The 23,255-nt window shown below is 60.6% G+C and carries 26 protein-coding genes; 23 read left to right on the top strand and 3 right to left on the bottom strand.

The window, feature by feature from the left end; all coding sequences use genetic code 11:
• Nucleotides 1–9 precede the first annotated feature (9 nt).
• The 7 genes from fliM to flhB are packed head-to-tail and all read left to right on the top strand — an operon-like array spanning nt 10 to nt 4,920.
• A complete protein-coding gene (fliM, locus tag BMW49_RS03270; RefSeq protein WP_069515870.1) occupies nt 10–981 on the top strand; it encodes a flagellar motor switch protein FliM in 972 nt (323 codons plus the stop codon).
• 54 nt (nt 982–1,035) lie between these two features.
• Nucleotides 1,036–1,509, top strand: coding sequence for a flagellar motor switch protein FliN (fliN, locus tag BMW49_RS03265; RefSeq protein ID WP_069515869.1), 474 nt, complete (start codon nt 1,036–1,038; stop codon nt 1,507–1,509).
• Between the two features lie 17 nt (nt 1,510–1,526).
• Complete coding sequence (gene fliO, locus BMW49_RS03260) at nt 1,527–1,970, top strand: flagellar biosynthetic protein FliO (RefSeq protein ID WP_069515868.1); 444 nt, start codon at nt 1,527–1,529, stop codon at nt 1,968–1,970.
• Nucleotides 1,970–2,725 carry a flagellar type III secretion system pore protein FliP gene (gene fliP, locus BMW49_RS03255; protein WP_069515867.1) on the top strand — a complete coding sequence of 252 codons (756 nt, stop codon included), beginning with the start codon at nt 1,970–1,972 and terminating at the stop codon, nt 2,723–2,725. Before fliO ends, fliP begins: the two co-directional genes overlap by 1 nt.
• A 1-nt stretch (nt 2,726) precedes the next feature.
• On the top strand, nt 2,727–2,996 hold the full coding sequence (gene fliQ / locus BMW49_RS03250) for a flagellar biosynthesis protein FliQ (RefSeq protein WP_069515866.1): 270 nt from the start codon (nt 2,727–2,729) through the stop codon (nt 2,994–2,996).
• Between the two features lies 1 nt (nt 2,997).
• Complete coding sequence (fliR, locus tag BMW49_RS03245) at nt 2,998–3,774, top strand: flagellar biosynthetic protein FliR (protein WP_069515865.1); 777 nt, start codon at nt 2,998–3,000, stop codon at nt 3,772–3,774.
• A 9-nt stretch (nt 3,775–3,783) separates the two neighbouring features.
• A complete protein-coding gene (flhB, locus tag BMW49_RS03240; protein WP_069515864.1) occupies nt 3,784–4,920 on the top strand; it encodes a flagellar biosynthesis protein FlhB in 1,137 nt (378 codons plus the stop codon).
• 56 nt (nt 4,921–4,976) lie between these two features.
• Here flhB and sodC read toward each other — a convergent pair whose 3' ends face one another.
• Nucleotides 4,977–5,498, bottom strand: a complete 522-nt coding sequence (gene sodC, locus BMW49_RS03235) for a superoxide dismutase family protein (RefSeq protein ID WP_069515863.1) — start codon at nt 5,496–5,498, stop codon at nt 4,977–4,979.
• 239 nt (nt 5,499–5,737) lie between these two features.
• Here sodC and flhA point away from each other — a divergent pair, with 239 nt between their 5' ends.
• From flhA to BMW49_RS03165, 14 genes are all read left to right on the top strand, one after another.
• Complete coding sequence (flhA, locus tag BMW49_RS03230) at nt 5,738–7,867, top strand: flagellar biosynthesis protein FlhA (protein WP_069515862.1); 2,130 nt, start codon at nt 5,738–5,740, stop codon at nt 7,865–7,867.
• A 15-nt stretch (nt 7,868–7,882) separates the two neighbouring features.
• Complete coding sequence (gene flhF / locus BMW49_RS03225; protein ID WP_069515861.1) at nt 7,883–9,181, top strand: flagellar biosynthesis GTPase FlhF; 1,299 nt, start codon at nt 7,883–7,885, stop codon at nt 9,179–9,181.
• Between the two features lie 88 nt (nt 9,182–9,269).
• Nucleotides 9,270–10,100 (top strand): flagellar synthesis regulator FleN, encoded by an 831-nt coding sequence (gene fleN / locus BMW49_RS03220; protein WP_170829021.1) that lies wholly within the window; start codon nt 9,270–9,272, stop codon nt 10,098–10,100.
• Nucleotides 10,097–10,843, top strand: coding sequence for an RNA polymerase sigma factor FliA (gene fliA / locus BMW49_RS03215; RefSeq protein ID WP_083251637.1), 747 nt, complete (start codon nt 10,097–10,099; stop codon nt 10,841–10,843). The genes fleN and fliA overlap by 4 nt, the downstream gene beginning before the upstream one ends.
• A gap of 92 nt (nt 10,844–10,935) precedes the next feature.
• Complete coding sequence (locus BMW49_RS03210) at nt 10,936–11,310, top strand: chemotaxis response regulator CheY (protein ID WP_170829026.1); 375 nt, start codon at nt 10,936–10,938, stop codon at nt 11,308–11,310.
• 19 nt (nt 11,311–11,329) lie between these two features.
• Nucleotides 11,330–12,118: a protein phosphatase CheZ gene (locus tag BMW49_RS03205; RefSeq protein ID WP_069515859.1), complete on the top strand. Its 789-nt coding sequence runs from the start codon at nt 11,330–11,332 to the stop codon at nt 12,116–12,118.
• Between the two features lie 10 nt (nt 12,119–12,128).
• Complete coding sequence (locus BMW49_RS03200; RefSeq protein WP_069515858.1) at nt 12,129–14,348, top strand: chemotaxis protein CheA; 2,220 nt, start codon at nt 12,129–12,131, stop codon at nt 14,346–14,348.
• 51 nt (nt 14,349–14,399) lie between these two features.
• Nucleotides 14,400–15,524, top strand: a complete 1,125-nt coding sequence (locus BMW49_RS03195; RefSeq protein ID WP_069515857.1) for a protein-glutamate methylesterase/protein-glutamine glutaminase — start codon at nt 14,400–14,402, stop codon at nt 15,522–15,524.
• On the top strand, nt 15,524–16,264 hold the full coding sequence (locus BMW49_RS03190) for a flagellar motor protein (protein ID WP_069515856.1): 741 nt from the start codon (nt 15,524–15,526) through the stop codon (nt 16,262–16,264). The genes BMW49_RS03195 and BMW49_RS03190 overlap by 1 nt, the downstream gene beginning before the upstream one ends.
• 12 nt (nt 16,265–16,276) lie before the next feature.
• Nucleotides 16,277–17,146, top strand: a complete 870-nt coding sequence (motD, locus tag BMW49_RS03185; protein ID WP_069515855.1) for a flagellar motor protein MotD — start codon at nt 16,277–16,279, stop codon at nt 17,144–17,146.
• Nucleotides 17,147–17,198: 52 nt separating this feature from the next.
• Entirely contained in the window at nt 17,199–17,987 is a 789-nt protein-coding gene (locus tag BMW49_RS03180) for a ParA family protein (protein ID WP_069515854.1), read from the top strand.
• Nucleotides 17,988–18,075: 88 nt separating this feature from the next.
• A complete protein-coding gene (locus BMW49_RS03175; RefSeq protein WP_069515853.1) occupies nt 18,076–18,909 on the top strand; it encodes a CheW domain-containing protein in 834 nt (277 codons plus the stop codon).
• A gap of 101 nt (nt 18,910–19,010) precedes the next feature.
• Nucleotides 19,011–19,490, top strand: coding sequence for a chemotaxis protein CheW (locus BMW49_RS03170; RefSeq protein WP_069515852.1), 480 nt, complete (start codon nt 19,011–19,013; stop codon nt 19,488–19,490).
• Between the two features lie 79 nt (nt 19,491–19,569).
• Nucleotides 19,570–19,935 carry a DUF2802 domain-containing protein gene (locus tag BMW49_RS03165; RefSeq protein ID WP_069516208.1) on the top strand — a complete coding sequence of 122 codons (366 nt, stop codon included), beginning with the start codon at nt 19,570–19,572 and terminating at the stop codon, nt 19,933–19,935.
• 10 nt (nt 19,936–19,945) lie between these two features.
• Here BMW49_RS03165 and BMW49_RS03160 read toward each other — a convergent pair whose 3' ends face one another.
• Both BMW49_RS03160 and fliK read right to left on the bottom strand, forming a co-directional pair.
• On the bottom strand, nt 19,946–20,269 hold the full coding sequence (locus BMW49_RS03160) for an EscU/YscU/HrcU family type III secretion system export apparatus switch protein (RefSeq protein WP_069515851.1): 324 nt from the start codon (nt 20,267–20,269) through the stop codon (nt 19,946–19,948).
• The gene (fliK, locus tag BMW49_RS03155) at nt 20,266–21,810 is read right to left on the bottom strand and encodes a flagellar hook-length control protein FliK (protein WP_069515850.1); all 1,545 of its coding nucleotides are present in this window, start codon (nt 21,808–21,810) and stop codon (nt 20,266–20,268) included. The genes BMW49_RS03160 and fliK overlap by 4 nt, the downstream gene beginning before the upstream one ends.
• 192 nt (nt 21,811–22,002) lie before the next feature.
• On the opposite strand from fliK, the gene ccmA reads away from it, so the two are divergent.
• Both ccmA and ccmB read left to right on the top strand, forming a co-directional pair.
• On the top strand, nt 22,003–22,581 hold the full coding sequence (gene ccmA / locus BMW49_RS24960; protein WP_244168307.1) for a cytochrome c biogenesis heme-transporting ATPase CcmA: 579 nt from the start codon (nt 22,003–22,005) through the stop codon (nt 22,579–22,581).
• Nucleotides 22,582–23,253: a heme exporter protein CcmB gene (gene ccmB / locus BMW49_RS24955; RefSeq protein WP_069515848.1), complete on the top strand. Its 672-nt coding sequence runs from the start codon at nt 22,582–22,584 to the stop codon at nt 23,251–23,253.
• Nucleotides 23,254–23,255: the final 2 nt, after the last annotated feature.

Raw genomic sequence — 23,255 nt, 5'->3', positions numbered from 1 at the left:
GGGTCGAACATGGCTGTGCAAGACCTGCTTTCCCAGGACGAAATCGACGCGCTGCTGCATGGGGTGGACGATGGCCTGGTCGAGCCTGAGGAGGCCGCTGAACCTGGCTCGGTCAAACAGTACGACCTGACCAGCCAGGACCGCATCGTCCGTGGGCGCATGCCGACCCTGGAGATGATCAACGAACGCTTCGCCCGCTACACCCGTATCAGCATGTTCAACCTGCTGCGGCGCTCGGCTGATGTCGCCGTCGGTGGTGTGCAGGTCATGAAATTCGGCGAGTACGTACACTCGCTGTACGTGCCCACCAGCCTTAACCTGGTGAAGATGAAGCCGTTGCGCGGCACCGGGCTGTTCATTCTCGATGCCAAGCTGGTGTTCAAGCTGGTGGACAACTTTTTTGGCGGCGATGGGCGCCACGCGAAGATCGAGGGGCGGGAGTTCACGCCCACCGAGCTGCGAGTAGTGCGTATGGTGCTCGATCAGGCGTTTATCGACCTGAAGGAAGCCTGGGCCGCCGTGATGGATATCAACTTCGAGTACGTGGGTTCTGAGGTCAACCCTGCGTTGGCCAACATCGTCAGCCCCAGCGAAGTGATTGTGGTGTCGACCTTTCACATCGAACTCGATGGTGGCGGTGGCGACCTCCATGTAACCATGCCTTATTCGATGATCGAACCCATCCGCGAGATGCTCGACGCCGGCTTTCAGTCCGATGTGGATGACCAGGACGAGCGTTGGATCAAGGCGCTGCGTGAAGACATTTTGGACGTCAGCGTACCTCTGGGCGCCACCGTGGTCAGACGCCAGCTCAGGCTGCGCGACATTCTGCATATGCAGCCCGGGGATGTGATCCCGGTAGAGCTGCCTGAGGATGTGATCATGCGGGCCAACGGTGTTCCCACCTTCAAGGTCAAGCTCGGCGCACACAAGGGCAACCTGGCGCTCCAGGTGCTCGAGCCGATTGATCGCCACCGCTAATTACAGGCGCATCCGCGCCTACTGAAACCGCTACCCGCCAGCCGAGGAACGACGATGGCAGACGAAAACGAAAACACCTCCCCCGAGGAGCAGGCGCTCGCCGATGAGTGGGCTGCGGCACTCTCTGAGGCAGGTGATGACGCGGCAGGCCAGGACGATATCGACGCCATGCTCGCTGCCGGCGAAGCCGCGGCGCCAGCAGCGCCCCGCGCACCCATGGAGGAGTTCGGCAGTGCGCCGAAATTCAATCAGCCGGTAAGCCTGGACGGCCCTAACCTGGACGTCATTCTGGACATCCCGGTGTCGATCTCGATGGAAGTCGGCAACACCAACATCACCATTCGCAACCTGCTGCAGCTCAATCAGGGATCGGTGGTCGAGCTCGACCGTCTGGCCGGTGAACCGCTCGACGTGCTGGTCAACGGCACGCTGATCGCCCATGGTGAGGTGGTCGTGGTCAACGAGAAGTTCGGCATCCGCCTGACCGATGTCATCAGCCCGAGTGAACGCATCAAGAAACTGCGCTAACGCCAACCGAGCCCGCCATGTTCAAACGCCTCACTGCTATCCCGTTGTCGTTCGTATCCCTGCAGAGCTTCGCCGCCGAGCCGGTTACCCAGGCTGCGCAGACGTTGCCGTCGGTTGGCAGCGGTATTACCGGCCAGTTGCTCCAATTGTTGTTGGGGCTGGGGTTGGTGGTGGGGCTGATCTTCTTGTTGGCGTGGCTGATGCGCCGCGTGCAGCAGATCACCCCACGGGGCGGGCAGGTCATCAAGATTGTCGCCAGCCAGGCCCTTGGTCCACGCGAGCGACTGCTGCTGGTGCAGGTCGGTCATGAGCAGGTGTTGCTTGGGTTGACCGCCGGGCGTATCAGCCCATTGCACGTTATGGCAGAGCCGGTGCACCTACCCGATGCGGAGCCCGCCTCGACCGAATTCGCTCAGCGTCTGATGGAGTTGCTGGGCAAGGATCAGAAGGATAAATCGTGATGCCTTGGTTGCGCCTGCTGCTGCCTGCTCTGTTGCTGCTGGTGCCGACACTGGCGTTCAGCGCAGACAACCCGCTGTCGATTCCGGCCATCACCCTGAGTACCGATACCGAGGGGCAGCAGGAGTATTCGGTCAGTCTGCAGATTCTGCTGATCATGACCGCGCTGGGGTTCATCCCGGCATTCGTCATGCTGATGACCAGTTTTACCCGCATCATCATCGTCTTTTCCATTCTGCGTCAGGCACTCGGGCTGCAGCAGACACCGTCGAACCAGATTCTCATTGGCCTGGCCCTGTTTCTGACGATGTTCATCATGGCCCCGGTGTTCGATCAGATTAACCGCGAGGCGTTGCAGCCATACCTGAACGAGCAGTTGCCGGCGCAGGAGGCGATCACCCGCGCCGAGGGGCCGATCAAGAACTTCATGCTGGCGCAAACCCGAGAAAGCGATCTGGAGTTGTTCGTGCGGCTGTCCAAACGCACCGATATTCTTCGCCCGGAGGACACGCCGCTGACCATCCTGATTCCGTCATTCGTGACCTCGGAGTTAAAGACGGCGTTTCAGATCGGCTTCATGATCTTCATTCCGTTTCTGGTGATCGACCTGGTGGTGGCCAGTATTCTCATGGCGATGGGTATGATGATGCTGTCGCCGCTGATCGTGTCGCTGCCGTTCAAGATCATGCTGTTCGTGCTTATCGATGGTTGGGCGCTGATCATGGGCACGCTCGCCGCCAGTTTCGGAGGTATCTGAGATGACCCCGGAAGTCGCCGTTGACCTGTTTCGTGAAGCCCTCTGGCTGACCGCAGTCATCGTTGCCTTGATGGTGATGCCCAGCCTGCTGGTTGGCCTGATGGTGGCCATGTTCCAGGCCGCCACACAGATCAACGAGCAGACCTTGAGCTTTTTGCCGCGTTTGCTGGTGATCCTGGTTACCTTGATCGTCGCCGGGCCCTGGTTGGCGGCGACGATGATCGAGTACACGCGAGGCCTGATCATGAATATCCCCATGCTGATCGGCTGACATGTTCGAGCTCAGCAATACCCAGATTGGCGGCTGGGTCGGTGCGTTCATGCTGCCCCTGTTTCGCATCGCCGCGATGCTTATGGTGATGCCGATCATCGGTACTCAACTGGTGCCAATGCGCGTGCGCATGTATTTTGCCCTGGCCATCTGCGTGGTGCTGGTGCCCAATCTGCCGCCGATGCCGGTGGTGGATGCGATCAACCTGCAGACGTTCCTGATGATCGCCCAGGAGATTCTCATAGGGGTGATGTTCGGCTTTGTTCTGCAGTTGTTCTTCCAGACCTTCGTGGTTGCCGGGCAGATCGTGGCCATGCAGATGGGGCTGGGTTTTGCCTCCATGGTCGACCCGGCCAACGGCGTTTCTGTGGCGGTGATCGGGCAGTTCTTTCTGATGCTGGTGACCTTGCTGTTTCTGGCGATGAACGGTCATCTGGTGGTGTTCGAGATACTGGCCGAGAGTTTCGTCACGCTGCCGGTCGGCAGTGGGCTGATGGTCGAGCATTACTGGGAGATCGCCACCAAGCTGGGTTGGGTGTTCGGTGTTGCGTTGATTCTGGTGCTGCCGGCCGTGACGGCATTGCTGATCGTCAACATTGCCTTCGGCGTGATGACCCGCGCCGCGCCCCAGCTGAATATCTTTTCCATCGGTTTTCCACTGACTCTGGTGCTCGGGCTGGTCATTGTCTGGATTGGTATGGCCGATATCCTCTCCCAGTATCAGGTCTTCGCCACCGAAGCCTTGCAACTGCTGCGCGAGATGGCGCGGATTCCATAGGAGCCAGCCATGGCAGAGTCGGAAAGTGGTGCAGACAAAAGCGAGGAACCCACAGAGAAACGCCTGCGCGAGTCGCGTGACAAGGGCCAGATCGCCCGTTCGCGTGAGCTCAACACACTGGTCGTGACCTTGGCTGGTGTGGGCGCGCTGCTCGCCACCGGCGGCAGCCTGGGCAATTCGATGCTGGAAATCATGCGCGGCAGCTTCTCGCTTACCCGCAGCGCGATCATGGACGAGAGCAGCATGACCACCGGCTTGCTGGGGGCCAGTTACATGGCGCTGGAAGCCATTGCCCCCTTGATCGTTGTGCTGTTCATCGCCTCGATCATCGGCCCTATCGGCTTGGGTGGCTGGCTGTTCTCGGCCAAGGCCATGGCGCCGAAATTCAGCCGTATGAACCCGTTGGCCGGGCTCAAGCGCATGTTCTCGGTCAAGGCGTTGGTGGAGTTGCTCAAGGCCCTGGGCAAGTTCACGGTCATCCTTGTGGTCGCGCTGGTGGTGCTGGCGATGGACCGCGACGACTTGCTGGCTATCGCCCATGAGCCACTCGAGTCAGCGATCATGCACGCTGCTCAGGTGGTTGGCTGGAGTGCTCTGTGGATATCCCTGGGGCTGATTCTTATCGCAGCAGTCGATGTGCCGTTTCAGCTCTGGGACAACAAACAGAAGCTGATGATGACCAAGCAGGAAGTGCGTGACGAGTACAAGGACAGCGAGGGCAAGCCGGAGGTCAAACAGCGTATCCGTCAGTTGCAGCGTGAAATGGCCGACCGGCGCATGATGCAGGCCGTGCCCGAGGCTGACGTGATCATCACCAACCCGACCCACTTTGCCGTGGCCCTGAAATATGACCCGACAAAAGGCAATGCGCCGGTGCTGCTGGCCAAGGGCAGTGACTTCACCGCCCTGAAAATTCGTGAGATTGGCCAGGAGCACAAGGTGATGCTACTGGAGTCTCCAGCCCTGGCGCGGGCGGTGTTCTATTCCACGGAGCTGGACCAGGAGATTCCTGCAGGCCTGTACCTGGCCGTGGCGCAGGTGCTGGCATACGTCTATCAGATTCGTCAGTACCAGGCAGGCAAGGCCAAGCGTCCCGGTCCCTTGCCCGACCTGCCAATTCCGCCGGATTTACGCCGCGACGAGTAGGGTCTGTTGCCATTTCGTTCCCGGCAACGCGGCTTGCGACGAAACGGCAACAGACCCTATCGAATCACCCCGCAGGCAACGCGCGCGCCTCCACCGCCCAGGGGCTTGGGGTGGTCGGCATGATTGTCGCCGCCGGCGTGCACCATCACCGCCAGATTGCGTACCTCATCCAGTGTCTTGATGCGTGGTGCCAGCACCGGTTGAGTGGCGTTGTCATCTGCGCTTACCAGAAGGGCAGGCAGGTCGCCGAGGTGGCCGTCACCCCAGGGCTCGTCGTGTTTCCCGGTCGCCTGCGGGTCCCAGTGCCCTCCAGCGGCTTCGGCTGCTGACAGTTGACCGTCTTTCTCCGCCGCCTCGCAGCTCGGTTGTGCATGCAGATGGAAACCATGCACGCCGGGCTCCAGGTCATGCAGCTTAGGGGTGAAGACCAGCCCGTAGGGACTCTGTTCGATATGCAGGGTGCCTACCGAAGGCCCTTGGCCCTCCGCGCTGACCCGGTGCAGGGTGACATCCAGGCTGGCGGCCTGGGCGCTGAGAGTGGTGAGACCGGCGAATGCTGCGATGATCCAAGGTTGCATGGGGATCTCCTGCGTTGATGAATGACACGTCTTAGGGTCTGTTCCCGTTTCGTTCGCGGCAACGCGGCTTGCGACGAAACGGGACAGACCCTAGGTCTCGGACTTTCAGCGCGTCTGAGGGTTCGCCTCATTCGTGGCAATGGCATCCGCCGCTCAAGGCAAACTTGGACAGCTTCTTGCAAACCTCCGGGCAAGGGCGCTTAAGGCGTCAAAAGTTTGAATGGATACCGGGGTAGCACGTGGCAGTAGATCGCACGCAATTGGTCGGAAACGTACGCAGTAACCTGTCCGGGTTGCGCGACGGTAACCTCGGCATTCCGCTGATGCTGCTGGTCATGCTCGGCATGGTCATGCTGCCGATTCCGCCGTTTCTGCTCGACGTACTCTTCACCTTCAGCATTGCGCTGTCGATCGTCGTCCTGCTGGTCAGTATCTATGCGCTGCGGCCGCTGGATTTCGCGGTATTCCCCACCATCCTGCTCGCCGCCACCTTGCTGCGCCTGGCGCTCAACGTGGCCTCGACACGGGTGGTATTGCTCAATGGTCAGGATGGTCACGACGCCGCGGGCAAGGTCATTCAGGCCTTCGGTGAGGTGGTGATCGGCGGCAACTACGTGGTTGGTATCGTGGTGTTCGCGATCCTCATGATCATCAACTTCGTGGTGGTCACCAAAGGCGCCGGGCGCATCTCCGAAGTCAGCGCACGCTTTACCCTGGACGCCATGCCAGGCAAGCAGATGGCCATCGATGCCGACCTCAATGCCGGCCTTATCGATCAGGCAGAAGCCAAGAAGCGTCGCAGCGAAGTCTCCCAGGAAGCCGATTTCTACGGTTCCATGGACGGTGCCAGCAAGTTCGTGCGCGGCGATGCCGTGGCGGGTCTGTTGATCCTGTTCATCAACCTGATCGGCGGCATCCTCATCGGCATCATGCAGCACGACCTGAGTTTTGCCGACGCCGGGCGCATCTACACGCTGCTGACCATCGGTGACGGGCTGGTGGCGCAAATTCCTTCGCTGCTGCTGTCCACGGCTGCTGCGATCATGGTGACGCGGGTATCCAGCTCCGAAGACATGGGCGCGCAAGTCAACCGCCAGATGTTCGCGTCGCCGCGTGCGTTGGCAGTAACGGCCTCGATCATGATCGCCATGGGCCTGGTGCCGGGCATGCCGCATTTCTCGTTCATCAGCCTCGGGCTGGTGGCTGCCGGTGCGGCTTACTGGATCGCCAACAAGCAGCGCAAGGGCAAGGAAGAAGAGGTCAAGGAAGTTCAGCGTCAGCAGGACCTGCTACCGGCGCAGCGTGCGCAAGAGGTCAAGGAACTGGGCTGGGATGATGTGGTGCCGGTCGATATGGTCGGCCTCGAGGTGGGCTATCGCCTGATCCCGCTGGTCGATCGTAACCAGGGTGGGCAGCTGCTGGCGCGGATCAAAGGGGTACGCAAGAAACTGTCCCAGGAAATGGGCTTTCTCATGCCCTCGGTACACATCCGTGACAACCTCGACCTGCAGCCCAACGCCTACCGCCTGACCCTGATGGGCGTCAGCGTGGCTGAGGCCGAGGTGTTCCCGGACCGCGAGCTGGCGATCAACCCCGGTCAGGTGTTTGGCACGCTCAATGGTGTTGCCGCCAAGGACCCTGCCTTCGGCCTGGACGCAGTATGGATCGACGCCTCGCAGCGTGATCAGGCGCAGTCGCTCGGTTATACCGTGGTCGACGCCAGTACGGTGGTAGCCACTCATCTCAATCAGATTCTGCACAAACACGCCCACGAACTGCTGGGCCATGAAGAGGTTCAGCAACTGATGCAGCTGCTGGCCAAGAGCTCGCCGAAGCTGGCTGATGAGCTGGTGCCGGGGCTGGTCTCGCTGTCGACCCTGCTCAAGGTGCTGCAAGCCTTGCTGCAGGAGCAGGTGCCGGTACGCGATATTCGCACCATCGCCGAAGCCATCGCCAACGTAGCGCCCAAGAGTCAAGATCCCGCCGCGATGGTCGCTGTGGTGCGTGTGTCGCTGGCCCGCGCAATTGTGCAAAGCATTGTGGGACTAGAGCCGGAGCTGCCTGTGATCACCCTGGAACCCAGGTTGGAACAGATATTGCTCAATAGTATTCAGAAGGCCGGTCAGGGCGCTGAGGAGGGGATTCTCCTGGAGCCCGGCATGGCCGAGAAGCTGCAGCGTTCCCTGGTGGAAGCGGCGCAGCGTCAGGAGATGCTCGGCAAACCAGTGATCCTGCTGGTAGCCGGTCCGGTCCGGGCGATGCTCTCGCGGTTTGCGCGTCTTGCGGTGCCGAGCATGCACGTATTGGCGTACCAGGAAATTCCGGACAACAAGCAGGTCACCATCGTTGCGACGGTGGGCCAGAACTAACCGAGGTCACAGGCCATGCAGGTCAAACGCTTTTTCGCTGCCGATATGCGGATCGCCATGAAGCTGGTGCGCGATGAATTGGGTGCCGACGCCTCGATCATCGGCAATCGCCGGGTTGCCGGCGGCGTCGAGCTGACGGCTGCCCTCGATTACCAGGTGCCTGCTGCCCCCAGTCGCGAGCCGAATCCGGCACTCGAGGCTGAGTTGCGCAAGACCCAATCGCGTATCGCCACGGCCCAGGCTGAACTGGCGACCCGTGCGCAGAGCCATGCCGGTAAGGACCGCCAACTGTTTGGCGCAGAGCCCAGCCTGCCGCTTGAGCCGCTGGCCGCTGCCATGTGCTCGCCGAAGTCAGCCGCAGGCGCGGCCGACCAGGGTGCTTTGGATGCCATGCGCAGTGAGCTGCACGGCCTGCGCGAGCTGATTGAAGTCCAGCTGGGCTCGATGGCCTGGGGGCAGTTGCAGACCCGGCGTCCGCAACAGGCCAATCTCTGGCGTCGCCTGCAGCGTATGGGCTTGCCCGCTGAGCTGTCGCGCGTATTGCTTGAACGCGTTGCACGCATCAGTGAGCCGCGCCAGGCCTGGCGCATGGTGCTGGCCCATCTGGCGCATGCCATTCAGGTGCAGAAGGAGGAGCCGCTGGAGGCGGGTGGTGTGATCGCTCTGGTTGGCCCGGCCGGCATGGGCAAGACCACCACCTTGGCCAAGATGGCAGCCCGTTATGTACTCAAGTTCGGTGCTCACAACATTGCCCTGGTCAGCATGGACAGCTACCGCATCGGCGCCCAGGAGCAAATCAAGACCCTGGGGCGTATCCTGGATGTCCCCGTGACCCTGGTCGACCCTGGCCAGTCCCTGACCCAGGCCCTGGCACCGCTGGCGCGCAAGCGTGTGGTGCTGATCGACACCGCCGGGCTGCCGGCCAATGATCCGGCGTTGCGTCTGCAGCTCGAGGCGCTGGCCAGCCGCGGTATCAATGCGAAAAATTATCTGGTTTTGGCTGCAACCAGCCAGAGCCAGGTGCTCAAAGCCGCCTACCATAGTTACAAGCGCTGTGGCTTGAGCGGTTGCATCCTGACCAAGCTGGACGAAGCCAGTAGCCTGGGCGAGGTATTAAGTCTGGCTATCGGTCAGCGTCTACCGGTAGCCTATCTGGCAGATGGTCCGCGAATTCCGGATGACCTGCATCTGCCACGCAGCCACCAATTGGTCAGTCGCGCGGTAGGTCTGCAGAGTGCTGAAGCGCCAAGTGAAGATACAATGGCCGACATGTTTGCCGGTCTGTACCAGAATCCGGCGCGCCGCGCCGGTTGATGGCTGCTGCGGCTTTTCCGTGGCATGGGGTGGGCAGGGTTGTCTGTTCCATGGTTCCAGTCGAAGTTAGACAAGGTGTGTAGATAACATGGGTATGCATCCCGTACAGGTGATTGCGGTGACCGGCGGCAAGGGTGGCGTCGGCAAGACCAATGTGTCGGTGAATCTGTCGCTGGCTCTGGCTGAACTCGGCCGGCGCGTGATGCTGATGGACGCCGACCTTGGCTTGGCTAACGTCGACGTGCTGCTGGGGCTGAGCGCCAAGCGCACCCTGGCGGATGTCATCAGTGGCGAGTGTGAGCTGCGTGACGTGATTCTGCAGGGGCCTGGCGGTATCCGTATTGTCCCTGCCGCCTCGGGCACACAAAGCATGGTGCAGTTGTCGCCCATGCAGCATGCCGGGCTGATTCAGGCGTTCAGCGATCTGAGTGACAACATCGACGTGCTGATCATCGACACCGCCGCTGGTATCGGCGACTCGGTCGTCAGCTTCGTGCGCGCGGCCCAGGAGGTACTGGTGGTAGTGTGCGATGAGCCCACCTCGATCACCGACGCCTACGCCCTGATCAAGCTGCTCAACCGCGACCATGGCATGAGCCGTTTTCGGGTACTGGCGAATATGGCGCACAGTCCGCAGGAAGGTCGCAATCTCTTTGCTAAGCTGACTAAAGTGACTGACCGCTTCCTCGATGTGGCGCTGCAGTATGTCGGTGCTGTTCCTTACGACGAGTCGGTGCGTAAGGCGGTGCAGAAGCAGCGTGCAGTGTATGAAGCATTTCCACGTTCCAAATGTGCATTGGCCTTCAAGGCGATTGCCCAGAAAGTCGACGCCTGGCCCCTTCCGGCCAACCCGCGCGGCCACCTGGAATTTTTCGTTGAACGCCTGGTGCAGCAACCGGCAGCAGACACGGCTGTATGACCCCAGCTTCTGGACTCCGTATGTACAGCAAGGCGCAGGCGCAGGATTCGCAGCACCAGTTGATCGAGCGCTACGGGCCGCTGGTCAAACGCATTGCCTATCACCTGCTGGCGCGCTTGCCAGCCAGTGTGCAGGTGGATGATTTGATCCAGGCCGGCATGATCGGCTTGCTTGAAGCTTCAAAGAAATATGACGCTGGAAAGGGCGCCAGTTTCGAAACCTTTGCCGGTATCCGTATTCGTGGGTCTATGCTTGATGAGGTGCGCAAAGGTGACTGGGCCCCTCGTTCGGTGCATCGAAACAGCCGCATGGTCAGTGATGCGATCAGAATAATTGAGGCCAGAACCGGTCGAGACGCTAAAGATCAAGAGGTTGCGGCCGAACTCCAATTGAGTCTCGAAGATTACTACGGCATTCTTGGCGACACTTTGGGCAGTCGGTTGTTCAGTTTCGACGACTTGCTACAGGATGGCGAGCACACGGGTTTGCGTGAAGACGCCAGCAGCAATCAACTCGAACCGGCGCGGGAGCTGGAAGACCAGCGCTTCCAGGCTGCACTGGTCGATGCGATTGCCAATCTGCCGGAGCGTGAGCAACTGGTGTTGTCGCTGTATTACGACGAAGAGCTGAACCTCAAGGAAATCGGCGAGGTACTGGGGGTCAGCGAATCGCGGGTCAGTCAGTTACACAGTCAATGCGCCGCGCGCTTGCGTGCACGGCTCGGCGAGTGGCGGGCGCGCTGAACAGCTATATTGCAGGCCGGTTTCACGATTAAGGGCGTCGCCAGGCTGCTGGCTGCGTTTGGGACTGTACGGAGGTCGACTTGGACAAGAACATGAAAATCCTCATCGTTGATGACTTTTCAACGATGCGACGGATCATCAAGAACCTCTTGCGTGACTTGGGGTTCACCAATACGGCGGAAGCCGATGACGGCACCACGGCACTGCCAATGCTGCAAAGCGGCAGTTTCGATTTTCTGGTGACGGACTGGAACATGCCTGGCATGACAGGCATAGACCTGCTGCGCGCAGTGCGCGCCGACGAGCGTCTGAAGCACCTGCCGGTGCTGATGGTGACCGCCGAAGCCAAGCGTGATCAGATCATCGAGGCGGCTCAAGCCGGGGTGAATGGTTACGTGGTCAAGCCCTTCACCGCTCAGGTGTTGAAGGAAAAGATCGAGAAAATCTTCGAGCGGGTCAACGGCTGATGTTCGCCGCGAGGTTGCTATGGAACACGATGCTTTCCCCCAGGACGACCTTGAGTCGACCCTGAAAAACAATGCACGCCAGCTAGTCGATAGCCTCGAGAGGGGTAACTTTGGCGAAGCGGTGCAGATGATCAATGAGCTCAACAAAGCACGCGACCATGGCTTGTACCTTGAAGTCGGTAAGCTGACGCGCGAGCTGCACAGCGCCATCGTCAATTTCCAACTTGATCCTCGTGTGCCGCATGCCAAAGAAGTGTCGCAGATATCCGACGCTACCGAACGCTTGAACTATGTGGTGACGATGACCGAGAAAGCGGCCAATCGAACCATGGACCTGGTTGAGCAGAGTGCCCCGCTGGTTAACGACCTGAGCAGCGAGGCCAGCAGCCTGAGTGCTGACTGGGGGCGTTTTATGCGGCGCGAACTGAGTGCCGAAGCGTTTCGCGAGCTGGCCAAGCGTATGGAGTTATTCCTGGCGCGCAGTGAGCGTGATGGCGCCAAGCTGTCTGGGCACCTGAACGATATCTTGCTGGCTCAGGACTACCAGGACCTTACCGGCCAGGTGATCAAGCGTGTCACTCAGTTGGTCACCGATGTGGAAAGCAACCTGCTGAAGCTGGTGCTGATGGCCAGTCAGGTCGATCGTTTTGCCGGCATCAAGCATGACCACTCCATTTTGCGTGCCGAACAAGTAAAAGAAAAACAGCCGTCTCATGGTGAAGGTCCGCAGATTCATGCCGATAAGCGTGATGACGTCGCATCCAATCAAGACGACGTCGATGATCTGCTGTCCAGCCTAGGATTTTAGGAGCACGTCTATGAGCTTCGGCGCCGATGAAGAGATTCTCCAGGACTTCCTGGTGGAGGCCGGCGAGATTCTCGAACTGTTATCCGAGCAGTTGGTGGAGTTGGAAAACCGCCCGGATGACATGAACCTGTTGAACGCCATCTTTCGTGGTTTTCATACCGTCAAGGGTGGTGCCGGGTTCTTGCAGCTCAATGAGCTGGTCGAGTGTTGCCACATTGCTGAAAATGTCTTCGACATCCTGCGCAAGGGTGAGCGGCGTGTTGACTCCGAGCTGATGGACGTCGTGCTCGAAGCGCTGGATGCAGTCAACAGTATGTTTACCGAAGTCCGTGAGCGGGTTGAGCCGACACCGGCTACTCCTGAGCTGTTGGCGGCCCTGGCGCGGTTCGCGGAGCCGGCAAGCGCTGCAGCACCTGCGGCGCCCGTGGCAGCGACTCCGGCACCTGTAGCGGCTGCTCCGGTCGTCGAGACAGCTGAAGCCAGTGCGGATATCACAGACAACGAATTCGAGAAACTGCTCGATGCCCTGGGCGATACGCCTGCGGCGGTGCCTGCCGAGGCCCCCGCAGCCGCGGGCGATGAGATCACCGACGATGAGTTTGAGTCGTTGCTCGATCAGTTGCATGGTAAAGGCCAGTTTGCTACCGCCTCTGCTGAATCGTCGGTGGTGCCCGAACCTGTCGTTGCAGCGCCTGCTGCTGCGGGGGCTGGCGGCGATGAAATCACCGATGATGAATTTGAATCGTTACTTGATCAGTTGCATGGCAAGGGGCAGTTCGTAGTTCCCGAGGTCACGTCGCCAACTGAGCCGGCTGTGAGTGCAGTAGCAACTGCCGGCGCGACTGACGAAATTACCGACGACGAGTTCGAGTCACTCCTCGACCAGTTGCATGGCAAGGGCAAGTTTGTCGAGCCCGAAGCCATCAAGCCGATCGAAGTCGCGCCTGCGCCTGTTTCGGCCAAAGCGGTCGCACGTCCTGCGGCCAAGGCAGAGCCCCGTCCTGAACCTGCTCGGGCTCCCGCAGCCGCTGCGCCTGCCGAGAAACCGGTAGCCAGTGAAGCGGAAACCACGGTAAGGGTCGATACGGCGCGCCTCGATGAAATCATGAACATGGTGGGCGAGCTGGTCCTGGTGCGTAATCGGCTGGTACGTCTTGGCGCCAATAATGGCGACGAGGCCATGTCCAAGGCTGTGTCCAACCTCGATGTGGTAACCGCCGATCTGCAAACGGCGGTGATGAAGACCCGCATGCAGCCGATCAAGAAGGTTTTCGGTCGATTCCCACGACTGGTTCGCGATCTGGCGCGCCAGCTCAAGAAAGAGATCAATCTGGAGCTGGTTGGCGAAGAAACCGACCTCGACAAGAACCTGGTCGAAGCGCTGGCCGACCCCTTGGTCCACTTGGTGCGCAACGCCGTCGACCATGGCATCGAAACACCTGAAGAACGCGAAGCCTCCGGCAAATCCCGGGGCGGGCGTGTGATTCTTTCGGCCGAGCAGGAAGGTGACCACATCCTGTTGTCGATTTCCGATGACGGCAAGGGGATGAACGCTGATGTGTTGCGTGCCAAGGCGGTGGAGAAAGGCCTGCTCGACAAGGATGCGGCCGATCGGCTGAATGAGTTCGAGTGCTACAACCTGATTTTCGCGCCGGGCTTCTCGACCAAGACCGAGATTTCAGATGTGTCGGGGCGCGGCGTCGGCATGGATGTGGTCAAGACCAAGATTTCCCAGCTCAATGGCACGGTCAATGTGTTCTCGGTCAAGGGCCAGGGCTCGAAGATCATCATCAAGGTGCCGCTGACCCTGGCGATCATGCCGACCCTGATGGTCATGCTGGCTAACCAGGCGTTCGCCTTCCCGCTGGTCAACGTCAACGAGATTTTCCATCTGGATCTGTCGCGTACCAACGTGGTCGATGGCCAGGAAGTGGTGATCGTGCGCGACAAGGCTCTGCCACTGTTCTACCTCAAGCGCTGGCTGGTCAGTGGCGCTGCCCACGAGGAACAGCACGAAGGCCATGTGGTGATTCTGACTGTCGGCAGCCAGCGCATCGGCTTCGTGGTCGACCAGTTGGTCGGCCAGGAGGAGGTGGTGATCAAGCCGCTTGGCAAGATGCTGCAGGGCACGCCAGGGATGTCGGGCGCTACTATTACCGGTGATGGTCGCATTGCTTTGATTCTCGACGTACCGAGCATGCTCAAGCGCTACGCGGCGCGACGTATCTGATTGTGATTGTTCGCGTGCCTGGTATCAGCCAGGTGCGCTTTAGGAGTGTTTATGGCTGTCAAGGTTCTGGTGGTGGACGATTCGGGCTTCTTTCGCCGGCGCGTCTCGGAAATTCTCTCCGCCGATCCGAATATCCAGGTCGTGGGCACTGCTACCAACGGGCGCGAGGCCATTGACCAGGCCCTCGCACTCAAGCCCGATGTGATTACCATGGATTACGAGATGCCCATGATGGATGGCATCACGGCCGTGCGGACGATCATGCAGCGTTGCCCGACCCCGGTGTTGATGTTTTCCTCGCTGACCCATGAAGGCGCTCGAGTGACCCTGGATGCGCTGGATGCCGGTGCCGTGGATTTCCTGCCGAAGAATTTCGAGGATATTTCGCGCAACCCGGAGAAGGTCAAACAGCTGTTGTGCGAGAAGGTCCACAGCATTGCCCGTAGCAACAGACGCAGTATCAGCAGTGCGCCGATGCCGTCGAGCGCGCCCGTCGTGGGAAAGCCGCCAGCGCCTGCGGCGCTGACACGCCCTGTCAGCAGCCCGACTAATGCTGCTGCGCCCGCACCCTCGAGTTCAGCCTCTTCCAGCACCAGCCCAGCCCCCAAACGCAAGGCCTATAAGCTGGTCGCTATCGGCACCTCGACTGGTGGGCCGGTTGCCTTGCAGCGGGTACTGACCCAATTGCCGGCGAATTTTCCTGCGCCCATCGTGCTGATCCAGCACATGCCTGCCGCCTTTACCAAGGCCTTTGCTGAGCGTCTGGACAAGCTCTGCCGTATCAGTGTCAAGGAGGCTGAAGACGGTGATGTGCTGCGGCCTGGTCTGGCGCTGCTGGCCCCGGGCGGTAAGCAGATGATGATCGATGGACGTGGCGTGATCAAAATTCTTCCCGGTGACGAGCGGCTGAATTACAAGCCCTGCGTTGATATCACCTTCGGTTCGGCTGCCAAGTCGTATAACGACAAGGTGCTCGCCGTGGTGCTGACCGGCATGGGCGCTGACGGACGTGAAGGTGCGCGCTTGCTCAAGCAGGGCGGCAGTCAGGTGTGGGCGCAGGACGAAGCCAGTTGTGTGATCTACGGCATGCCGATGGCCGTGGTGAAGGCCAATCTGGCTGATGCGGTCTATCCTCTCGATCACATCGGCCGGCACCTGGCTGAGACCTGTATCTGATGGATGTACTGAGTCTCATCGGGGTCATACTCGCGTTCGTGGCGATCCTGGGAGGCAATTACCTTGAGGGCGGCCATGTTGGTGCACTGCTCAATGGCCCAGCGGCGCTCATCGTGATTGGCGGCACCTTGGGTGCTGCTTTTCTGCAAACACCCATCAGTGCGTTCAAGCGCGCGCTGGCGATCTTGCGCTGGATTTTCTTTCCGCCGCGGGTCGACCTGCAGGGCGGGATCAATCGAGTGGTTGCCTGGAGCATGACTGCGCGAAAGGAGGGCTTGCTTGGCCTTGAGGCCGTCGCCGATGTCGAGGCCGATCCCTATGCGCGCAAAGGGCTTCAGTTGCTGGTCGATGGCGCCGAGCCTGAAGCCATTCGCAGCATCCTTGAGGTTGATATGTACACTCAGGAAAGCCGTGATATCCAGGCCGCCAAGGTCTTTGAATGCATGGGCGGCTATGCGCCGACCATTGGCATCATCGGTGCGGTGATGGGTTTGATTCACGTGATGGGTAACCTGGCTGATCCGAGCATGCTTGGCAGTGGTATCGCCGTGGCCTTCGTCGCGACCATTTACGGTGTCGGTTTTGCGAACTTGCTGCTGTTACCGATTGGCAGCAAGCTCAAGGCGCTGGCCCTGCGTCAGTCCTGCTACCGGGAAATGCTCCTCGAAGGCATTCTGTCGATTGCCGAAGGCGAGAACCCGCGCTCCATTGAATTGAAACTGCAAGGTTTCATGGATTGAATGGAGTGAAACATGGCCCGTCGCCGTCACCAGGAAGAGCATGAAAACCACGAGCGTTGGCTGGTGTCCTACGCTGACTTCATCACGCTGCTATTCGCTTTTTTCGTTGTCATGTACTCGATTTCCTCGATCAATGACGGCAAATATAAAATTCTCTCGGAAAGCCTGACGGGCGTTTTCAACCAGCCGGACCGTGCGATCAAGCCGATCCCGATCGGCGAAGAGCGCCCGCGCACTACCGAGCCTGACCGTTCGCTGGTCGAGGAACAGAGTCAGGGCGCTGCTTCCGACACTCTGCAGAACATCGCTGACAGTGTTCGAGAAGCCTTCGGCGATCTGATCGCCAGCGATCAGTTGACCGTGCGCGGCAATGAGTTGTGGATCGAGATCGAGCTCAGTTCCAGTTTGCTGTTTTCCAGTGGTGATGCCTTGCCGAACAATGCGGCATTCGACATTATCGAAAAGATAGCCAAAATTCTGGCACCTTATGAAAATCCGGTGCATGTAGAGGGTTTCACCGATAACCTGCCCATTCAGACCGCGCAGTTTCCAACCAACTGGGAGCTGTCGACGGCGCGGGCGGCGAGTATCGTGCGTATGCTCACCCTGGACGGGGTTAAACCCAGTCGCATGGCGGCAGTGGGGTATGGTGAGTTTCAGCCGGTTGCTGACAACGCCACCGCTGAAGGCCGGGCACGCAACCGTCGAGTGGTTTTAGTGGTATCGCGTAACCTGGATATACGGCGCAGTGTGAGTGGCGTCGGCAGTGGTAACGCGCAGCCGGATGCGGCACTGCGGCGCGCTGGCACACAACCTGCAGCGACGCCTGACGCACAGGTCCCGCAAGCGGGTACCGTCAATCCCCCGTCACCAGTTCCATGAAGGGCTGGCGCCATGTCTCGGTCGGGGTTGTTCCGTCCGGGAGGATGAAATCATGAGAGTCTGGGCTGTAGCCAATCAAAAAGGTGGAGTCGGCAAAACCACCAGTACCATTGCCCTTGCCGGATTGCTGGCCGATGCTGGCAAGCGCGTGGTCGTGGTCGATCTGGACCCCCACGGGTCGATGACCAGCTACTTTGGGCATGACCCGGATGCTCTGGAAAATAGCTGTTTCGACCTTTTTCAGCACCAGGGCGCGGTACCGCAGGGTTTACCTGGGCAATTGTTGTTGCCCACCAGTCACGAGCGGATCTCGCTGCTGCCATCAAGTACTGCGCTGGCTACTCTTGAGCGTCAGTCGCCCGGTCAGAGTGGTCTGGGGCTAGTGATCGCGAAAAGCCTGGCGCAGCTGTGGCAGGACTTTGATCACGCGGTTATCGACAGTCCTCCGCTGCTCGGGGTGTTGATGGTCAATGCCCTGGCGGCCAGCCAGCAGTTGGTGATCCCGGTGCAGACCGAGTTTCTGGCGGTCAAGGGGCTGGAGCGAATGGTCAGCACGCTGGCGATGATCAACCGTTCGCGCAAGCAGGCACTGCCCTACACCATTGTGCCGACACTCTTCGATCGCCGTACCCAGGCATCCATGAGCACGTTGCGAGCGTTGCGTGCGGCCTATCCCGAGCACCTGTGGCCGGCCTACATCCCTGTGGATACGCGGTTGCGCGATGCCAGCCGGGCCGGTGTTACGCCTTCACGTTTCGATAGCAACAGCCGTGGCGTTATCGCCTATCGGGCATTGCTCAAGCACCTAGTGGCACAACAGCCATCGGCGCAGGTAGCCTGAGCATGAGCGTCTATGCTGATATTGGGTCCTCAAGTCTCGAGGGACTCTGGCCGATAGCCTGTACAGAAACTTCGCGCGGAATGCCCCAATGAGTCGTCCCCTTGCCACCGCTACACGCCCGCAACTGGCACTGCAGTCCTACCTTGACGGTTTGCTGCAGGAGGCCGCCATTGAGCTGGCTGAAAGTGTCGGCCTGGATGAGTTCGAGGCGGCGGTGCTTGAAGAACAAGTGCGTGATGCGCATATGGAGGCTCACCCACAAATAGTTGTGCCCGCCCCAGCACCGTCCGCTCAGGTTGTTACGCTGCAGCCGCCAAGCCCGGTCGCACGCATCGCGGTAGAGGTGCAAGCCTCGGCCGCGGCTACGCCTCTGATTGAGCCCTTGGTACAGTTGAGCCCGCTGCCGGTTGAGGGCACGGTTGCGGCTCCGTTGCGTCTCGACGGTCGCCCCGAGTGGGCGCAAGAGCCTTTCGAGTGCCTGCTATTCGATGTCGCTGGCCTGACCCTGGCGGTGCCGCTGGTATGCCTCGGCTCGATCTATCCGTTGGCTGGCCAGGACCTGACCCCACTGTTTGGTCAGCCGGACTGGTTTCTCGGCATACTGCCGTCGCAGAGCGGAAATCTGAAAGTGCTGGACACGGCCCGTTGGGTCATGCCGGATCGTTATCGTGATGATTTCCGCGAAGGTTTGCAGTACGTGATCTCCGTGCAAGGCTACGAGTGGGGGCTGGCCGTGCATCAGGTCAGTCGTTCGATTCGTCTGGACCCTGCTGAGATCAAGTGGCGCAGCCAGCGTACCCAGCGCCCCTGGTTGGCCGGTACGGTAATCGAGCACATGTGTGCATTACTCGACGTCGCTGCTCTGGCCGAGCTGATCGCCAGCGGCGCGGCCAAGCGTATGGCTAAGGGACAGCTGCATTGAATGATGCGCGCGCCTTAGCGGCTCGCGTGGTATAGAACAGGTAAAGACAGCGGGCCAACCCGCTCACGCCGCACCATGCGGTCAATGACGAGGCTAGGGACATGAAGAAAAGTTCTGCTCAAGGCGCTGAAGATCCGATTCTGCAATGGGTCACCTTCCGCCTGGACAATGAAACCTATGGCATCAACGTGATGCAGGTACAGGAAGTGCTGCGCTACACCGAGATCGCGCCGGTGCCTGGGGCGCCGAGTTATGTGCTGGGTATCATCAACCTGCGCGGTAACGTAGTCACGGTGATCGACACCCGTCAGCGCTTTGGTCTGGACTCGGCGGATGTGACCGACAACACCCGTATCGTGATCATCGAGGCGGACAAGCAGGTGGTCGGCATCCTGGTCGACAGCGTCGCCGAAGTGGTCTATCTGCGGCAGTCCGAAGTCGAAACCGCGCCTAACGTCGGTAACGATGAGTCGGCCAAGTTCATTCAGGGCGTGTGCAACAAGAACGGCGAGCTGCTGATTCTGGTTGAGTTGGACAAGATGATGAGCGAGGAAGAGTGGTCCGAGCTGGAGAGCATCTGATGCCGGCACGAGTGCAGGCTGTGGGGGCGCGCGCGTGATCCCGCTGGTTATTGCACTCGTGGCGCTGGGCCTGGTCTGCATGGGGCTGGCGATGGCTTGTGTCTGGTTGATGCAACAGCAACGCCTCGCCGCGCGTTTGCAGGCTGAGCGCGATGCTCAGCGCGACCAGCGCATCAAGGATCTGGCCAAGCGCCTGGATACCTATCTCACAGGCAGTGTGCGCATGGGTGAGGAGTTGTATGAGTTGCGCCGCACCGTCGCGCCGCTACCGGACAAGCTCAACCAGATTGAGCAGCGTGACCCCAGCAGCCTGTCCTTTACCCAGGCTGCGCGGCTGGTTGGCCTGGGGGCCAGTGTCGACGACCTGACCCAGTCCTGTGGCCTGAGCAAGGCCGAGGCCGAACTCATTAGCCGGTTACACCAGTCACGCCTGCAAAAATCCTGAGTCTTGCTCTTTACTGCGGTGCCTTCAAGCGTCGCAGGGGCGGGGCGACGTCGCGCTCCCCGGTAAAACCCTTGGGCGACTTGCCCTTCAAATACCAGGCAAAGGCAATGATTTCAGCGATGCAGCGGTAGAGCTGTTCGGGAATCGCTTCGCCCAATTCCAGCCGCGCCAGCAGACGCACCAGGTCGGCATTCTCATAGATCGGCACTTCGTACTCACGGGCGATCGCGAGGATCGCTTCGGCCAGTTCGTCATCGCCCTTTGCGCTGAGCACCGGAGCGTTCTGCCCGTCGTAATTGAGGGCAATGGCCTGGCGTGGTGTCGGCTGTTTCATGCGGTTTCATCCACCCAGCGTTGTTCCAGGGTCGTGCGGGGACCTTGGGGGGGCACGCCCTGGCGGCAGGCCAGTTCACTGACCGTGAGCCCGGCGCTGGTGAAACGCTCGCGCAGGTTATCCAGTTCAGCATCAATCAGCCGTGCCGTGCTCGCCCGTTCGGCCCACAACTGGCTGGACAGGTTGCCACGCATCAACTGCACCTGGACCTGCAGGGGGCCGAGCGGGTCGAGGTCAAAGGCCAGCTCGACACGCCAGAACGCTTCACGAGGTTCATCCTTGGTGCTCTCCTGGGGCTCGTCGCGCTGGATTTTCAACTGGATCGGCACCAGTTCCTGCTGATTGCGCATGGGCAACTCCAGTTGCCAGGTGGTCAACAGATTGCCATCGGGGCCGACCTGGGTCTGTGCCAGGCTGGACAGCTGGTGGGTCTGCAGACGTGAGACGGCGGCGGCGGCCAGTTTGAGCAGGGTTTCCAGATCGGCTTCGCCTTCCAGGTCGGCTAGCAGCCGAGAGGGCAGGGGGAAACTCAGCGCTTGCTGGCGTGGCGTCCCCTGGCCGAGAGCTCCCAGGGCATTGCGGGCAAACACCGGCAGCGCCTGAGCCAGGGTGCCGCCCAGGTTGCCCGGCGCCAACGGCGAGGCGCTGCCCAGGTTGGGCATCAGTTGGCCGATCAGGCGCAGCAGGTTGGCCTTGAGGTCGGTTGGCAGGCTGGCGCTCTGCCCGCCGAGAAGTTTTTGCTCGAGCAGCAGGCCGCTGTCTTCGAGTGCCTTGCCCAGGCCCTTGGCCGTGCTCAATTGGCCCGCGTCGGGCAGGGCGCCGAGAAGCTTGTCGATACTGCCGCGCAAACCATCGGGTAGACCGTTCTGGTTACCTATGCTCTGCAATGCCTTGAACAAGCCGTCGAGCGAGCCTTGGCGCGCCAGTTGGCCGCCGAGCTGCTGGCTGAGTTCGAGCTGGCCCAGGCGGCTGCTCAGGGGCAGAAAGGTGAGTGCCTGGCTGTCATCTACCCGTGCGCTGAGCAGGCTGCCGGGGACCAGTGCCAGTGGGGTTTCCAGGGCAAGCTTGCTGCCGGCCAGTGGGGTGTTAAGCAGGTTGGCCAGCACCTTGTAGATCGCTTGACCTGCAGTCCCAGGGTTGGCCAGCTCGCTGCTCAGTACCTTGGCCTGCAGCAGCGTGCCGCTGGGCAGCTGGCTCAGGTCGAGCCGGGTCAGCGCCGGGTCGCCGCCGGCCAACAGGCTGACCGCCAGGCGCGTGTCGGAGAGGGCGGTAACCGCCAGGGTGGTGCCTTCGAAGAGTGGTCGAGTGCTGGTGGCGGTGAGGGTCGCCTGGCGGCCACTGTCCAGGGTCAGGCGCAGCAGCAACTGGAAGTTCTGCGCCACTTCCTTGAGGCCGACGACTTCTGCCTTGGCGCTCTCACCGCTGGCCATAAGGCCATCGAGGGGCTGCAGCAACTTCACCGCAAGCTCGTTGGCAACCGGGTTCGGACGATTGCTCGGGGAGACCGGCGGTAGGGCGCGCGGTGTGCTGATTTCACTCATCGGCGGGTTACAACCTGTCGAAAAAGGCCACTGCGGGGCACAGGGTACGGCATGTATAATGCCGCCCCGTCCGGGTCAGCATGCGTCAGTATAGCGGCCAAGACTCTGCCGACTTGAACAGCATAAGGTACCCATGCCTTGACCATCCCCCTTCTTGAAGCGGCCGCCCTTGCCTGCGAGCGGGACTGGCGGATGCTGTTCGAGAACCTCGACCTGCGTCTCGGCGCCGGTGAAATGCTTCAGGTCAGTGGGCCCAATGGCAGCGGCAAGACCAGCCTGCTGCGCCTTCTGGCGGGGCTGATGCAACCCACCAGCGGGGACATTCTTCTAAATGGGCAGCCACTGGCTGGTCAGCGTAGCGAACTGGCGCGCAATCTTCTATGGATCGGACATGCGCCAGGTATCAAAGGTTTGTTAAGCGCGGAAGAAAATCTCGCCTGGTTGTGTGCCCTGCATCACCCTGCCACGCGCAGTGCTATCTGGCAGGCGTTGGCGGCAATCGGCCTGAAAGGTTTCGAGGATGTTCCCTGTCATACCCTGTCGGCCGGTCAGCAGCGCCGTGTGGCCCTGGCTCGACTGTACCTGGATGGGCCGCGTTTGTGGGTGCTCGATGAGCCTTTTACGGCGCTGGACAAAGCGGCTGTGGCGCAGCTTGAACAGCACCTGGCCGCGCATTGCGAGGCAGGCGGCAGTGTGGTGTTGACGACCCACCACAGCCTGACCCTGAAGCCTGCTGGCTACCGCGAACTGGATCTGGGGCGGGTGGCCTGAATGAGTGGTGTATTTTTTCTGTTGATGCGCCGTGAGGCACGCCTGTTGTTCCGCCGTCCGGCTGAGTTGGCCAACCCCCTGGTGTTCTTCTCGATTGTCATCGCGCTGTTCCCGCTGGCGGTCGGTCCGGAAAAGCAATTGTTGCAAACCCTGTCGCCAGGGCTGATCTGGGTGGCGGCGCTATTGGCCGTGCTGCTCTCGCTGGACGGGCTTTTCCGCAGTGATTTCGAGGACGGCTCGCTCGAGCAGTGGGTCCTTTCGTCGCACCCTCTGCCTCTTCTGGTGTTGGCTAAAGTGCTGGCACACTGGCTTTTCTCGGGGTTGGCGCTGGTGCTGCTGGCACCTTTGCTGGCGTTGATGCTCGGCCTGCCGGTGCGCTGCCTGCCGGTGCTACTGCTCTCGCTGCTGCTGGGCACCCCTGTGCTGAGCCTGCTGGGGGCCGTCGGTGCGGCGCTTACGGTCGGCCTCAAACGCGGCGGCTTGCTCCTCGCGCTGTTGATCCTACCGCTGTACATCCCGGTGCTGATTCTCGGCAGTGGGGCGCTGCAAGCCAGTCTGCAGGGATTGCCGACCAGCGGTTACCTGCTGTGGCTGGCCAGTCTGGCCGCGCTGGCGGTAACCCTGACACCTTTTGCAATCGGCGCCGGTCTGACGATCAGCGTCGCAGAGTAGAC

It is taken from the genome of Pseudomonas cuatrocienegasensis, assembly GCF_900110925.1.
Lineage (GTDB): Bacteria > Pseudomonadota > Gammaproteobacteria > Pseudomonadales > Pseudomonadaceae > Aquipseudomonas > Aquipseudomonas cuatrocienegasensis.
Note: the sequence above shows the minus strand (reverse complement) of the source record. Positions and strands in the feature narration are given on the sequence as shown.

Coding starts and splice junctions, on each gene's coding strand:
- fliP (WP_069515867.1), top strand. CDS start 1,970: ATGCCTTGGTTGCGCCTGCTGCTGCCTGCTCTGTTGCTGCTGGTGCCG.
- ccmA (WP_244168307.1), top strand. CDS start 22,003: ATGCTGTTCGAGAACCTCGACCTGCGTCTCGGCGCCGGTGAAATGCTT.
- fliN (WP_069515869.1), top strand. CDS start 1,036: ATGGCAGACGAAAACGAAAACACCTCCCCCGAGGAGCAGGCGCTCGCC.
- flhB (WP_069515864.1), top strand. CDS start 3,784: ATGGCAGAGTCGGAAAGTGGTGCAGACAAAAGCGAGGAACCCACAGAG.
- BMW49_RS03165 (WP_069516208.1), top strand. CDS start 19,570: ATGGGGCTGGCGATGGCTTGTGTCTGGTTGATGCAACAGCAACGCCTC.
- fliR (WP_069515865.1), top strand. CDS start 2,998: ATGTTCGAGCTCAGCAATACCCAGATTGGCGGCTGGGTCGGTGCGTTC.
- BMW49_RS03200 (WP_069515858.1), top strand. CDS start 12,129: ATGAGCTTCGGCGCCGATGAAGAGATTCTCCAGGACTTCCTGGTGGAG.
- flhF (WP_069515861.1), top strand. CDS start 7,883: ATGCAGGTCAAACGCTTTTTCGCTGCCGATATGCGGATCGCCATGAAG.
- fliA (WP_083251637.1), top strand. CDS start 10,097: ATGACCCCAGCTTCTGGACTCCGTATGTACAGCAAGGCGCAGGCGCAG.
- BMW49_RS03210 (WP_170829026.1), top strand. CDS start 10,936: ATGAAAATCCTCATCGTTGATGACTTTTCAACGATGCGACGGATCATC.
- BMW49_RS03195 (WP_069515857.1), top strand. CDS start 14,400: ATGGCTGTCAAGGTTCTGGTGGTGGACGATTCGGGCTTCTTTCGCCGG.
- BMW49_RS03205 (WP_069515859.1), top strand. CDS start 11,330: ATGGAACACGATGCTTTCCCCCAGGACGACCTTGAGTCGACCCTGAAA.
- BMW49_RS03170 (WP_069515852.1), top strand. CDS start 19,011: ATGAAGAAAAGTTCTGCTCAAGGCGCTGAAGATCCGATTCTGCAATGG.
- sodC (WP_069515863.1), bottom strand. CDS start 5,498: ATGCAACCTTGGATCATCGCAGCATTCGCCGGTCTCACCACTCTCAGC.
- fliM (WP_069515870.1), top strand. CDS start 10: ATGGCTGTGCAAGACCTGCTTTCCCAGGACGAAATCGACGCGCTGCTG.
- motD (WP_069515855.1), top strand. CDS start 16,277: ATGGCCCGTCGCCGTCACCAGGAAGAGCATGAAAACCACGAGCGTTGG.
- ccmB (WP_069515848.1), top strand. CDS start 22,582: ATGAGTGGTGTATTTTTTCTGTTGATGCGCCGTGAGGCACGCCTGTTG.
- BMW49_RS03190 (WP_069515856.1), top strand. CDS start 15,524: ATGGATGTACTGAGTCTCATCGGGGTCATACTCGCGTTCGTGGCGATC.
- BMW49_RS03160 (WP_069515851.1), bottom strand. CDS start 20,269: ATGAAACAGCCGACACCACGCCAGGCCATTGCCCTCAATTACGACGGG.
- fliK (WP_069515850.1), bottom strand. CDS start 21,810: ATGAGTGAAATCAGCACACCGCGCGCCCTACCGCCGGTCTCCCCGAGC.
- BMW49_RS03180 (WP_069515854.1), top strand. CDS start 17,199: ATGAGAGTCTGGGCTGTAGCCAATCAAAAAGGTGGAGTCGGCAAAACC.
- fliQ (WP_069515866.1), top strand. CDS start 2,727: ATGACCCCGGAAGTCGCCGTTGACCTGTTTCGTGAAGCCCTCTGGCTG.
- fleN (WP_170829021.1), top strand. CDS start 9,270: ATGGGTATGCATCCCGTACAGGTGATTGCGGTGACCGGCGGCAAGGGT.
- fliO (WP_069515868.1), top strand. CDS start 1,527: ATGTTCAAACGCCTCACTGCTATCCCGTTGTCGTTCGTATCCCTGCAG.
- BMW49_RS03175 (WP_069515853.1), top strand. CDS start 18,076: ATGAGTCGTCCCCTTGCCACCGCTACACGCCCGCAACTGGCACTGCAG.